Source organism: Streptomyces beijiangensis (genome assembly GCF_017315755.1).
In the GTDB taxonomy this organism is placed as follows: Bacteria; Actinomycetota; Actinomycetes; order Streptomycetales; family Streptomycetaceae; genus Streptomyces; species Streptomyces beijiangensis.
The window spans coordinates 1-11,993 of sequence record NZ_JAFLRJ010000174.1; the positions used below are offsets into that span (position 1 = coordinate 1).

Below are 11,993 nucleotides of genomic sequence, written 5' to 3' on the forward strand. Positions count from 1 at the left end.
CGGGCCAGGCCGCCCAGCCCGTCGCGGGCGACGCCTCCGGCTGGTCGATGGACGAGCGGCTCTACAACCAGGTCTGGGGGATGTTCGAGGACCTGGCCCGCACCATGGCCGCGTACCGCAGCGCCGTCGACTTCGCCGAGTCCCGCCTGGAGCAGGAGCTCGACAAGGCACTCTCCGACCCCCGTAACCGCATCGGCAACGCCGGTACGAACGCCCGCGAACAGGCCCGCGCCAAGTGCGACGGGCTGATCGCCCAGGCCAGGGAGGTCCTGGAGCGCGACATCGCCCAGCTCACCGCCGAGTCCCAGGTCGTCGAGCCCGCCCTGCCGCTCGCCTACGCCCGCTGGGACAGCCCCCTCTGGACGGCGTACGAGCTGCCCATGGAGATCCCGATGGCACTGCGCGTCGGCGATCTGCACCTCCCCGAGCGTCCCGAACTGATCATCCCGATGCTCGTACGGCTGCCGCTGGAGCGCGGCATGTGGGTCGACAGCGGCCGCGCCGCCTCCGAGGCGGCCCTGCTGATGGACCAGGCGCAGCTGAAGCGGCTCGCCATGGACACCGCCGTCGCGCAGGCCGCGCGCCTCCTCGCCGTCTATCCGGCGGGCGAATTCACCGTCCATGTCATCGACCCGGCGGGCGCGGCGGCCTCCTCGCTCGCCCCCCTCGTCCAGTCGGGCGTCCTCGACGAACCGCCGGCGACCGGCGCCGGGGGAGTGGCCGCGGTCCTCGCCAAACTCACCCAGCGCGTCGACCTGGTGCAGATGGCGGTGCGCGGCGGAGCCGCCGACGCACTGCCGTCCGGAGTCGACACCGCCGAGCAGCTGCTGATCGTCAACGACTTCCCGCACGGCTTCGACGACCGCGCCCTCACCCAGCTGCGCTACCTCGCCGACGAGGGCCCGTCCGTCGGCGTACATCTGCTGATGGTGGCCGACCGCGAGGACGCGAGTGCGTACGGACCGCTCCTCGACCCGCTCTGGCGTTCGCTTCTGCGCATCACTCCGATCCCCGACGACCACCTCGCGGACCCCTGGGTCGGCCACGCCTGGACGTACGAACCGCTTCTGACGCCTCCCGGCAGCAGGCTCTTGGTGGACGTCCTCGGCCAGGTCGCCTCGGCTCGTCGTGCATGGCGTCACTGACCAGGCATTTTGTACTTCCCTTTGCCCATCCCTTTACCTCCTCTTGGTACTTCCTGTAGTCTCCTCGGTACGGAGGGGAGTACTCCCCTAGTGCGGCGTACCCGTCAATACGGACCAGTCCAGGTCCCGGGGCGTCGGCCCGGGAAGCCGGTTTGGTCCGGCTCGGGTGGAAGAGACCTCCGGCAGCGACGACGCTGATCAAGTAGCCGTAGCAATCGCCGGAGGCGTAGTAATGGAAGTTTCACTGACCCTGTGGGTGCTGACCATCCTTGGTCTGACCGCCCTCATCGCGGTCGACTTCTTCATCGGGCGCAAGCCCCATGACGTGTCGATCAAGGAAGCCGGCATCTGGACCGTGGTCTGGATCGTCCTGGCCGCGCTCTTCGGCATCGGACTGCTGATCTTCGGCACCAGTCAGGCGTCCGGCGAATTCTTCGCGGGCTTCATCACCGAGAAATCGCTGAGTGTCGACAACCTCTTCGTCTTCATCCTGATCATGGCGAAGTTCTCGGTGCCCAGCCAGCTCCAGCAGCGCGTACTGCTCTTCGGTGTGCTGATCGCCCTGGTCCTGCGCGCCATCTTCATCGCGGCCGGCGCAGCGGTCATCGCCAACTTCTCGTGGGTCTTCTACATCTTCGGCGCGTTCCTCATCTACACCGCCTGGAAGCTCATCCAGGAGGCGCGCTCCGGTGACGAGGAAGAGGAGTTCGAGGAGAACCGTCTCCTGAAGTCCGTCGAGAAGAAGTTCGGCGTCGCCGACCGCTACCACGGCACGAAGCTCTTCATCCGCGAGCACGGCAAGAAGATCATGACGCCGCTCCTGGTCGTGATGCTCGCCATCGGTATGACCGACATCCTGTTCGCGATGGACTCGATCCCCGCGATCTTCGGCCTCACCCAGGACCCGTACATCGTCTTCACCGCCAACGCCTTCGCCCTGATGGGTCTGCGCCAGCTGTACTTCCTGATCGGCGGCCTGCTCAAGAAGCTGGTCCACCTCAGTTACGGACTGTCGGTGATCCTCGGCTTCATCGGTGTGAAGCTGGTGCTGCACGCGCTCCACGAGAACGGGGTGCACGTCCCCGAGATCTCCATCCCGGTCTCCCTCGCGGTGATCTGCGGTGTCCTGATCATCACCACCATCACGAGCCTTGTCGCTGTGAAGAGGCAGGCCGCGGCCGAGGCGTCCTCGAAGGACAGCATCGACGCCTGACGCCGCTGACGGGCGTACGGCGTAGGGATGTTCAGCACCGGCCGGAGTGAGCGGAGCATTGCCGCCCGCTCCGGCCGGTGCTTGCTTTGTACGGTGAGCGCTCCCGGGCGGCGGGTGTGCCGCGAGCAGGGGAGGACCCCATGAAGTTCGCGCAGATCATCGACTTCGAGACCGAGCGCATCGACGAGATCCGCTCCGTGATCGAGCAGTTCGAGCAGCAGCACCAGGGCCAGCAGGGCCACCCCGTCCACCGCACCGTCCTGCAGGACCGCGCCAGGCCGAAGCGGTTCCTCGTGGTGGTCGAGTTCAACTCCTACGAAGACGCCATGCGCAACAGCCGGGACCCGGAGGTCGACAAGCTGTCGCAGAAACTCGCGTCGATGGCGACGAAGAAGCCCACCTTCACCGACTGCGACATCCGCGAACAGGCCGACATCAAGTAAGTCACGTCAGCACGCTCTCCGCCCCGGTGACTCCGAGCTCCGCGAGAAGCCGGGTGCGCAGCGCGGCGAATTCGGGAGAGGTACGCGACCGGCCGGCCGGCAGATCGACGGGCACGTCGAGCGAGAGCCGGCCACCGGTCAGCACCAGCGCCGGGTCCGCCAGTGTCAGCGCCTCGTCCACATCGTGCGTCACCAGCAGTACGGCGGCCGGTGGCGCACGCACAGCTGCCGCAGCAGTGCGTGCATCCGCAGCTCCGGCGAGCGCACCAGCGCCCTCGCCAGCGCGACCCGCTGCGCCTCCCCGCCGGACAGCGTCCCCGGCCAGGCGCGCCTTCTGCGCGAGCCCCACCTCGGCTCGGCATGAAGGCATCCTGGGCGGCGCGCCGGCTAGGGCCGGGCCCCCGCACCTTCCACGTCCCTCGCATCCCTCGCATCCCTCGGGTCCCCCGCGGCATCGTCACCCGGCGACGCCCGGCGCGTCCTGGCCGTTCGCAGCGCGAGGACGGTCGCGGCGGCCACGCCGAGCACCGCGATGGCACCGCCCGAAAGACGCAGTGCCCCGACCGCGCCGAGGGCCGCCACCAGCGGCCCGCCGAGGGCGGTTCCCAGGGGAACGGACAGCACGCGGACGGCGGAACTCGCGGCCAGCGCCTGCGGCAGCAGTGCGCTGGGCGTGGACCGCTGGAAGAGCGTGGTCGACAGTGTCGAGTACGGCGGCCAGAGCAGACCGGCGAAACCGAAGCAGACAACCGAGACGACCGTCGGCGCACCCAGGCCCAGCGGCAGCATCAGCGTCCCGAAGCCGATGATGATGCCGACAGTCGTGGGCCACAGCCGCCACGTGCTGAGGAAACCCGTGAGCAGCGAACCGAGTACGGCGCCGATACCGAAGGCCGTGTAGAACGCGGCCAGTACCCCGGCGGAGGCGCCGAGATCGTCCGACACGTGGAGCGGCAGAGCCACGTACACGGGTCCGAAGAAGAAGAAAAAGGCGAAGCTGAGCGCGAGCAGCCCCGACAGCGCGGGAATGCGCCGCACCACCGCGAAGCCGGCCGAACGCGTCATCCGGTCGTCCTCGGGGACGCTGCCCTTGGGGACGAAGAAGAGGAAGGTGAGCGCAAGCACCAGGAAGGTCGCGGCGTCCGCGGCGAGCACCGTCGCCGGGCCCCCGAAGATGATGAGGAGCGTGGCCAGCGGCGGCCCCGCCACCGTGGCGATCGACCCCACGCCGGAGAGTACGGCGTTCCCGGCCAGGTAGTCGCGTTCGGGCAGCACCCTGGCGATCAATGTGTAGACCCCCGCCTGCCCCCAGGAGTGCAGGAACGACGAGAGCGCGAGCAGGGCCACGTACCCCCGGACATCGAGGGCTCCGAAGGCGTACAGGATCGGGATCGACCCCAGCGCGACGGCCCGCAAGGACGCATCCCAGCCCGCCAGTTGGGCGGGCCCGCGGTGCCGTAGGAAACGGCCGAGCAACACTGCACCCGCCGCCCCGGAAAGGGTGTAGGCGGCGGCTGCCAGAGCCACCCAGATGCCGCGGTCGGCTGCCGGAGCCAGCTCGATGGCCAGCCAGCTCACCGCCAGCACGGCCATGCCGTCGCCCAGCGCGGAGACCGCGAATCCGGGGAGGACCCGCCGCAGGGTCTTATGACTCACCACCGGCCAGTACGGCGAAGAACGCGTCACACACCTCAGAACCAGGCCCACGGGTACCTCCATCAATCATGGAACCGACAGCACGACGCTTGCCCAGGGAACGGGACGCAAGCTGCGGCTTCACTTTCGGCATAACCTCCGGGAGGCTCGTGCACCCGGGAGGCACGTGAACTCGGCCTCGCGGTCGAACTCGTCGAGGAGCGTCAACTGCTGGAGGAGGACCGGGCTCCGCAGATCACTCGACCTGCCTACTTCGCGACTTCCTGCCGCGCCGCCTCGAAGCGGTGGTCCAACTCGCTGCTCACATCCAGCGGACCGGGCACCGCGCCCGCGTCGACGAGCAGATCGGCCACCTCCTGCTGGGCCTTGGCCGCCACGTCGTACGTGGGGAAACTCGATGTGCCGCCGGCCTTGTTGATCAGCGCACCGACCTTCGCCGGCAGCTTCCGGGCATCGACGAAGCAGGCCTTCACCCACTCCTGCGGATGCGCGTCGGCCCACTTCAGCGCCTTGGTCCACCGAGCCGACAGATCCCGCAGCGCCGCCGTCTTCGCCGGGTCGTCGACGGCCTTGCCCGGCGCGATCAACAGCTGCAGCCCGCTGGTCAAGTCCTGTGCGTCGTCCAGCAGATGTGCGCCTTTCCCGCCGCATAGGGCACCAGGTACTTGGACCGCAGCGGCTCGGTGAGGACCGCCGAGTCCACCTGCTTGGTCTGCGGTGCGGCAGGGATGTCCAGGATCTGAAGATTGACCGGCTGTACGTCGTCCTTTGCCGCATCGCCATCGGGGATGACGGCGAGAAGCGGTATTCGCGGTATGCGTTCATGGTGATCTGCCCGACCCACTACCAACTGGCCATCTACCGGTGCGAACTCGACCTGTTCTCCGGAGGTCTCCAGTCGGAGCAGACGCAGGCGTACCACTACCAGGACGTGGTGGCGGTGCGCACGGACTCGGTTCCGCTGTACCAAGGGGGCATCTCCGTGACGCCCAGGCCGTCGCAGACGTCCGCTGGACTTCCCGCAGGTGCTGGCCCGGGTCCGTGCGACGCTGCGGGAGAAGAAGGGCGGCACCTACCAGTGGGACCAGGACCTGACCTGATCGGATCTGACCTGATCTGATCTGATCAGGCACGGCCACGCGGGAGGGGCGGGGCGACCGCCCCTCCCCACCCGGTCAGTACGTGACGGTGATCCTGCGGCCGGGTCCGTCCACGCGGACCGTCCCGCCGTACGGGATCACCTGCTGCGGGTCGGTGTGCCCGAGCGCCACGTCGAAGACGGTGAGCATGTCCGGGGCGTACGCCGCCAGCGCACGCCCCACCGCCGCGCGCTGTCCGGCCGCGTACCGCGCACTGTCCTCGGGGGAGAGCGGCTGCTCGAAGGACCACGTCTTCGGGCGGCCCACCAGCAGCGCCGAGAACCGCTGGAGCAGTCCGCGCTCGCCCATGTTGCGCAGGATCCGGAAGACCTCCTCGCCGCTCGGCATCTCCTCCGAGGTCTCCAGGAAGAGCACCGCGCCGTCGTACGCCGACGGATCGCGGGCGATCTCCCGGTCCGCCATCAGCAGCCACGCGAGGATCTCCACGTTCCCGCCCCAGCTGCGTCCCTCGACGACCCGGTCGGCGTTCAGCCAGGACCAGCCGTCGGCGGGCAGGCTCTCGGGCTCGCGGGTGAAGGTCGCCGGGTTTTCCCAGCGTCCGCCGCCCGTCGTGAACCGCTCGGCAGGCCGCAGCTCGTACGGACCCGACGTGAACAGCGCGGCGCGCAGCGAGTCGGCGGTCAGCGGGTTCATGGCGACGGGCCGCCCGAGCTCCACCATCACCGAGCCGCCGTGGTAGCCCACGATCCCGGTGTTCCACAGATAGGCGAGCAGATTGGTGTTGTCGCTGTAGCCGAAGAACGGCTTCGGGTTCGCCCGTATCAGCTCCCGGTCGAGGAACGGCAGCACGGTGATCTGGTCGTCCCCGCCGATCGACGCGATGACCGCCTTGATCTCCGGGTCGGCGAAGGCGGCGTGGATGTCGTCGGCCCGCTCCCGCGGTGTGGACCCCATCTTCCGGGTCGACGCGTACTCGACCGGGACGAGCCCGAACTCCTTCTCCAGCCGCTCGAGACCGAGCTCGTACGGCAGCGGAAGAATCCCCGGCAGCCCGGCGCCTGGCGAGATGACGGCGACACGGTCACCGGGACGGGGTTTCGGCGGATATACGGGAAGGATCATGACGGGACCCTAGCCGCGCCCCCGCCCGACGGCACCCGCATTACCAGCCGCGCTCGCGCCACTCGGCGAGGTGCGGCCGCTCGTCGCCGAGCGTCGTGTCGTGCCCGTGTCCCGGGTAGACCCAGCTCTCGTCCGGCAGTACGGCGAAGAGCTTGGCCTCGACGTCGGCGAGCAGGCTCGCGAAGGCCGTCGGGTCCTTCCGGGTGTTGCCGAGGCCGCCGGGGAAGAGGCAGTCGCCGGTGAAGACGTGCGGGTGGCCGTGCGGGTCGTCGTAGACGAGGGCGATGGAGCCCGGGGTGTGGCCGACCAGATGCCGGGCGGTCAGCTCGACGCGTCCGACCCGGATCGTGTCGCCGTCCCCGACGAGCACATCGGTGGCGACGGGGATGCCCTCGGCGTCGTACCGCCCCGCGAAGGTCCGCGCGCCGGTCGCCGCGACCACGGCCTCCAGCGCCTGCCAGTGGTCGCCGTGCTGGTGGGTGGTGACGACGGACGCGATGCCGTCGTCACCGATCAGCTGGAGCAGGGTCTCCGCGTCGTTGGCCGCGTCGATCAGCAGCTGCTCGCCGGTGGCCCGGCAGCGCAGCAGATACGCGTTGTTGTTCATCGGCCCGACCGCGACCTTGGAGATCATCAGGTCCGTCAGCTCGTGCACATCCGCGCCGCCGCCGACCTTCACCGCTCCGCTGTACGTCATACGTGCCAGCCTATAGCGGGGGCAGTACGGGAAGCGGGCCCCCTTCGACGGCCAGTGCGCCCCCGTCGCGCCGCCCGGCGAGCCAGCCGAGCAGGTCGGCGGGGGACCCCGTCACCGAGACAGGACCGCCTTCGCCACCGCCCGTGGTCCACTCCCCGCCGCCCTCGGCGGCCAGCCCGGTCCGCGGAACGTCCGTGTGCCCGCTGAATCGCGACGCCAGGAAGTCGATCTCGCGCTCCACGAGCTCCGCCGGCAGATCCTCCAGCTCGTACCCGGTCCCCAGATCGACATGATGCAGTTCGACCTCGGCCCACCGCCGGAAGGGGATCTTGGCCGCGTCGTCGGTGACGCCGTTGCGGAGCTCCACGGTCCGCGACCAGTCCGCCGCGACCTGCCCCTGCGCCTGGAAGCGTTGAGCGCTCGTCCGCAGGTCGGCGAGTTGTACGTCGAGGGCCCTGCCCGCGTCCCGCGCGATGTCCGCGTCGCGCGCCTCGCCGCTCTCGTACATCGGCCGGCCGGCGAGGACGTTCACCAGGGCGTCCGCGTTTCGGGCGAGATGTGCGAGTACATGACCACGCGTCCACCCCGGAAGCCGTGACGGCAGGGCGAGTGCCGCGTTGTCCTGTTTGCCGACTTCGGCGAGGAGTCGGCCGGTCGCTTCACGTACTGAGGCCAGGTCGCGCGCATGATCCAACATGACGTCGACGATAGGCCCGCCACTCCTTCGGGTGAAGCTGTTTGGCGATGACAGGAAATCGAATGCGCGTGCTATAGGCTCGTGAGAGACATCCAACAAGGCTTCCCAAGACATCGCTGAGGCGCCCCCCATACCCTGGGACGGGGGCTCCGCCCCTGCTCCTCCTCTTCAGAAAGGTGCGGACCGGCGTGGCCGACCGTCTCATCGTTCGCGGCGCTCGCGAGCACAACCTCAAGAACGTCTCGATCGACCTCCCGCGCGACGCCCTGATCGTTTTCACCGGGCTGTCGGGATCGGGCAAGTCCTCTCTCGCGTTCGACACGATCTTCGCCGAGGGGCAGCGCCGGTACGTCGAGTCGCTCTCCTCCTACGCCCGGCAGTTCCTCGGCCAGATGGACAAGCCGGACGTCGACTTCATCGAGGGCCTCTCCCCGGCCGTCTCGATCGACCAGAAGTCGACCTCGCGCAACCCGCGCTCGACGGTCGGCACGATCACCGAGGTCTACGACTACCTCCGGCTGCTCTTCGCGCGCATCGGCAAGCCGCACTGCCCCGAGTGCGGCCGCCCCATCGCGCGCCAGTCGCCGCAGGCCATCGTCGACAAGGTCCTGGCGCTGCCCGAGGGCAGCCGCTTCCAGGTGCTGTCCCCGCTGGTGCGCGAGCGCAAGGGCGAGTTCGTCGACCTCTTCGCCGATCTCCAGACCAAGGGCTACAGCCGCGCCCGGGTCGACGGCGAGACGATCCAGCTCTCCGACCCGCCCAAGCTGAAGAAGCAGGAGAAGCACACCATCGAGGTGGTCATCGACCGCCTCACGGTGAAGGAGGGCGCCAAGCGGCGCCTCACCGACTCCGTCGAGACAGCGCTGGGGCTGGCCGGCGGCATGGTCGTGCTGGACTTCGTCGACCTGCCCGCGGACGACCCCGAGCGTGAGCGGATGTACTCCGAGCACCTCTACTGCGCGTACGACGACCTGTCCTTCGAGGAACTGGAGCCCCGCTCCTTCTCCTTCAACTCGCCGTTCGGCGCCTGCCCCGAGTGCACCGGTATCGGTACGCGCATGGAGGTCGACCCGGAGCTGATCATCCCCGACGAGGACAAGTCCCTCGCCGAGGGCGCGGTCTCGCCCTGGTCGCTCGGCCACACCAAGGAGTACTTCGCGCGGCTGGTGAACGCCCTGGCCGAAGAGCTCGGATTCCGTACGGACATCCCCTGGGCCGGGCTCCCGCAGCGTGCGAAGAAGGCCCTCCTCTACGGTCACAAGACCCAGATCGAGGTCCGCTACCGCAACCGCTACGGCCGCGAGCGCGCCTACACCACGTCCTTCGAAGGCGCGGTCCCCTTCGTCAAGCGCCGCCACTCGGAGTCCGAGAGCGACTCCAGCCGTGAGCGCTTCGAGGGCTATATGCGCGAGGTGCCCTGCCCGACCTGTGAGGGCACACGCCTCAAGCCGATCGTCCTCGCGGTCACGGTGATGGAGAAGTCCATCGCCCAGGTCGCCGCGATGTCCATCAGCGAGTGCGCGGACTTCCTGGGCGTGCTGAAGCTCAACGCACGCGACAAGAAGATCGCCGAGCGTGTGCTGAAGGAGGTCAACGAACGCCTGAAGTTCCTGGTGGACGTGGGCCTCGACTATCTCTCGCTCAACCGCGCCGCAGGCACCCTCTCCGGCGGCGAGGCCCAGCGCATCCGCCTCGCCACGCAGATCGGCTCCGGACTGGTCGGCGTGCTGTACGTACTGGACGAGCCCTCCATCGGCCTGCACCAGCGCGACAATCACCGGCTCATCGAGACCCTGGTGCGGCTGCGCGACATGGGCAACACGCTCATCGTCGTCGAGCACGACGAGGACACCATCAAGGTCGCCGACTGGGTGGTCGACATCGGCCCGGGCGCCGGTGAGCACGGCGGGAAGGTCGTGCACAGCGGCTCCCTCAAGGACCTGCTCACCAACAAGGAGTCGATCACCGGCCAGTACCTCTCCGGCAAGAGGGCCATCCCGACGCCTGACGTACGACGCCCGATCGATCCGGGGCGCCGGCTCACCGTCCACGGCGCGCGCGAGAACAACCTCCAGGACATCGACGTGTCCTTCCCGCTCGGCGTCCTCACGGCGGTCACGGGAGTCTCGGGATCCGGCAAGTCCACGCTGGTCAACGACATCCTCTACACCCACCTGGCACGCGAGCTGAACGGCGCACGCGCGGTCCCCGGCCGGCACACCCGCGTCGAGGGCGACGACCTGGTCGACAAGGTGGTCCACGTCGACCAGTCGCCCATCGGCCGCACGCCCCGGTCCAACCCGGCGACGTACACCGGAGTCTTCGACCACGTCCGCAAGCTCTTCGCGGAGACGATGGAGGCGAAGGTCCGCGGTTACCTGCCGGGACGTTTCTCCTTCAACGTCAAGGGCGGCCGCTGCGAGAACTGCTCGGGCGACGGCACCATCAAGATCGAGATGAACTTCCTGCCGGACGTGTACGTCCCCTGCGAGGTCTGCCACGGGGCGCGCTACAACCGGGAGACCCTGGAGGTCCACTACAAGGGCAAGTCCATCGCCGAGGTCCTGGACATGCCGATCGAGGAGGGCCTGGACTTCTTCGAGGCCGTCCCGACGATCGCCCGTCATCTGCGCACCCTCAATGAGGTCGGGCTCGGTTACGTACGCCTCGGACAGTCCGCGCCGACGCTCTCCGGCGGTGAGGCGCAGCGCGTGAAGCTCGCCTCCGAGCTCCAGAAGCGCTCGACGGGCCGCACGGTCTACGTACTGGACGAGCCGACGACCGGTCTGCACTTCGAGGACATCAGCAAGCTCATCAGGGTGCTCCAAGGGCTGGTCGACAAGGGCAACTCGGTGGTCGTCATCGAGCACAACCTGGACGTCATCAAGACGGCCGACTGGGTCATCGACATGGGACCCGAGGGCGGCAACGGCGGCGGTCTGGTCGTCGCGGAGGGCTCGCCCGAGCAGGTCGCGGGCGTCGCGGCCAGCCACACCGGCAAGTTCCTGCGGGAGATCCTCGACCCGGAGCGGATCAGCGACGCGGGTACGCCTGCGGCGCGCAAGCCGGCGAAGAAGGCGGTCGCCAGGAAGACGGCACCGGCCAAGACGGCACCGGCCAAAAAGGCGGCGGTGAAGAAGACGGTCGCCGCCACGTCCGCCCCTGCGAAGAAGACGGCCCGCGCCCGCAAGGCGTAGCCGCCGGCGGTACAGGTCACTCCGCCCGCCGTCGTTCCGGATCTGCCGGAACGGCGGCGGGCGCGTCAGATGCCGAACTCCGCTGCGGGGGCCGGACGTTCGTGCGTCAAACAGCTGTGGGACCGGTGGTCAACATGGCTGCCGCGACAGGCAATCGCACGCGGATGAACGTTTCCGCAGGCACACTGGCGCTGTGGACGAGAAGACAGTGACGACCGGCGACGGCGCAGAACTCTGGACCGCGCGGACCGGTGAGGGCCCGCCGGTGATCCTCTGTCACGGCGGCCCCGGCCTCTGGGACACCCTGGAGGACGTGGCCGCACTGCTCCCCGGTCACACCGTGTACCGCTGGGACCAGCGGGGCTGCGGACGCTCCGCACCCTCCGGAGGCCCCTACACGCTGGCCGCCTCGGTCGCGGACCTGGAGGCCGTACGCGCCCATTTCGGTCTGGAGCGGATCGCGCTGCTCGGCCACTCCTGGGGCGCCCAACTCGCCCTTGCGTACGCGCTGGAGCACCCGCGGCGGGTGAGCCGGATCGTGTACGTGTCGGGCATGGGCATCGACGCGGTCACCTCCTGGCATCCGCAGTACGCGAAGGCCTTCCGTCAGGCGCTCGGCAACGATCTGGAGCGCTGGCAGAAGGCGGAGGGACGCGAGCGCGCCGTACTGCAGTGGTCGGTGGAGTTCCAGGACCGGGGCCGCGCCCTGGAGCTGGCCGAGCG

General features: G+C 69.0%; 10 protein-coding genes and 2 pseudogenes. 5 read left to right on the plus strand and 7 right to left on the minus strand.

The window, feature by feature from the left end:
• From J0695_RS19330 to J0695_RS19340, 3 genes and pseudogenes are all read left to right on the plus strand, one after another.
• A pseudogene (locus J0695_RS19330) lies at positions 1 to 1,145 on the plus strand (TerD family protein); the annotation flags it as partial.
• A gap of 232 nt (positions 1,146 to 1,377) precedes the next feature.
• Positions 1,378 to 2,358, plus strand: coding sequence for a TerC family protein (locus J0695_RS19335; RefSeq protein WP_206963350.1), 981 nt, complete (start codon positions 1,378 to 1,380; stop codon positions 2,356 to 2,358).
• A gap of 140 nt (positions 2,359 to 2,498) precedes the next feature.
• Positions 2,499 to 2,801 carry a hypothetical protein gene (locus tag J0695_RS19340; protein WP_206963351.1) on the plus strand — a complete coding sequence of 101 codons (303 nt, stop codon included), beginning with the start codon at positions 2,499 to 2,501 and terminating at the stop codon, positions 2,799 to 2,801.
• A gap of 1 nt (position 2,802) precedes the next feature.
• Here the strand turns inward: J0695_RS19340 and J0695_RS19345 are convergent.
• From J0695_RS19345 to J0695_RS19375, 7 genes and pseudogenes are all read right to left on the minus strand, one after another.
• Positions 2,803 to 3,156: pseudogene (locus J0695_RS19345) on the minus strand (sulfonate ABC transporter ATP-binding protein); the annotation flags it as partial.
• 32 nt (positions 3,157 to 3,188) lie between these two features.
• Positions 3,189 to 4,457 (minus strand): MFS transporter, encoded by a 1,269-nt coding sequence (locus tag J0695_RS19350; protein ID WP_307798689.1) that lies wholly within the window; start codon positions 4,455 to 4,457, stop codon positions 3,189 to 3,191.
• Between the two features lie 248 nt (positions 4,458 to 4,705).
• Complete coding sequence (locus tag J0695_RS19355) at positions 4,706 to 5,065, minus strand: type 2 periplasmic-binding domain-containing protein (RefSeq protein WP_206963353.1); 360 nt, start codon at positions 5,063 to 5,065, stop codon at positions 4,706 to 4,708.
• Positions 5,062 to 5,301 carry a type 2 periplasmic-binding domain-containing protein gene (locus J0695_RS19360; RefSeq protein ID WP_206963354.1) on the minus strand — a complete coding sequence of 80 codons (240 nt, stop codon included), beginning with the start codon at positions 5,299 to 5,301 and terminating at the stop codon, positions 5,062 to 5,064. The genes J0695_RS19355 and J0695_RS19360 overlap by 4 nt, the downstream gene beginning before the upstream one ends.
• 331 nt (positions 5,302 to 5,632) lie before the next feature.
• Positions 5,633 to 6,679: a S66 family peptidase gene (locus tag J0695_RS19365; RefSeq protein WP_206963355.1), complete on the minus strand. Its 1,047-nt coding sequence runs from the start codon at positions 6,677 to 6,679 to the stop codon at positions 5,633 to 5,635.
• 40 nt (positions 6,680 to 6,719) lie between these two features.
• Positions 6,720 to 7,376 (minus strand): MBL fold metallo-hydrolase, encoded by a 657-nt coding sequence (locus J0695_RS19370; RefSeq protein ID WP_206963356.1) that lies wholly within the window; start codon positions 7,374 to 7,376, stop codon positions 6,720 to 6,722.
• Between the two features lie 10 nt (positions 7,377 to 7,386).
• On the minus strand, positions 7,387 to 8,073 hold the full coding sequence (locus J0695_RS19375; protein ID WP_206963357.1) for a maleylpyruvate isomerase family mycothiol-dependent enzyme: 687 nt from the start codon (positions 8,071 to 8,073) through the stop codon (positions 7,387 to 7,389).
• Positions 8,074 to 8,261: 188 nt separating this feature from the next.
• On the opposite strand from J0695_RS19375, the gene uvrA reads away from it, so the two are divergent.
• On the plus strand, positions 8,262 to 11,270 hold the full coding sequence (gene uvrA / locus J0695_RS19380) for an excinuclease ABC subunit UvrA (protein ID WP_206963358.1): 3,009 nt from the start codon (positions 8,262 to 8,264) through the stop codon (positions 11,268 to 11,270).
• 193 nt (positions 11,271 to 11,463) lie between these two features.
• A partial coding sequence (locus J0695_RS19385) for an alpha/beta fold hydrolase (RefSeq protein WP_206963359.1) occupies positions 11,464 to 11,993 on the plus strand: 530 nt, incomplete at its 3' end.

What these genes read in the sequence shown, in the direction of transcription:
- J0695_RS19335 (WP_206963350.1), top strand. Translation starts at nt 1,378, where the DNA reads ATGGAAGTTTCACTGACCCTGTGGGTGCTGACCATCCTTGGTCTGACC.
- J0695_RS19340 (WP_206963351.1), top strand. Translation starts at nt 2,499, where the DNA reads ATGAAGTTCGCGCAGATCATCGACTTCGAGACCGAGCGCATCGACGAG.
- J0695_RS19365 (WP_206963355.1), bottom strand. Translation starts at nt 6,679, where the DNA reads ATGATCCTTCCCGTATATCCGCCGAAACCCCGTCCCGGTGACCGTGTC.
- J0695_RS19370 (WP_206963356.1), bottom strand. Translation starts at nt 7,376, where the DNA reads ATGACGTACAGCGGAGCGGTGAAGGTCGGCGGCGGCGCGGATGTGCAC.
- J0695_RS19375 (WP_206963357.1), bottom strand. Translation starts at nt 8,073, where the DNA reads ATGTTGGATCATGCGCGCGACCTGGCCTCAGTACGTGAAGCGACCGGC.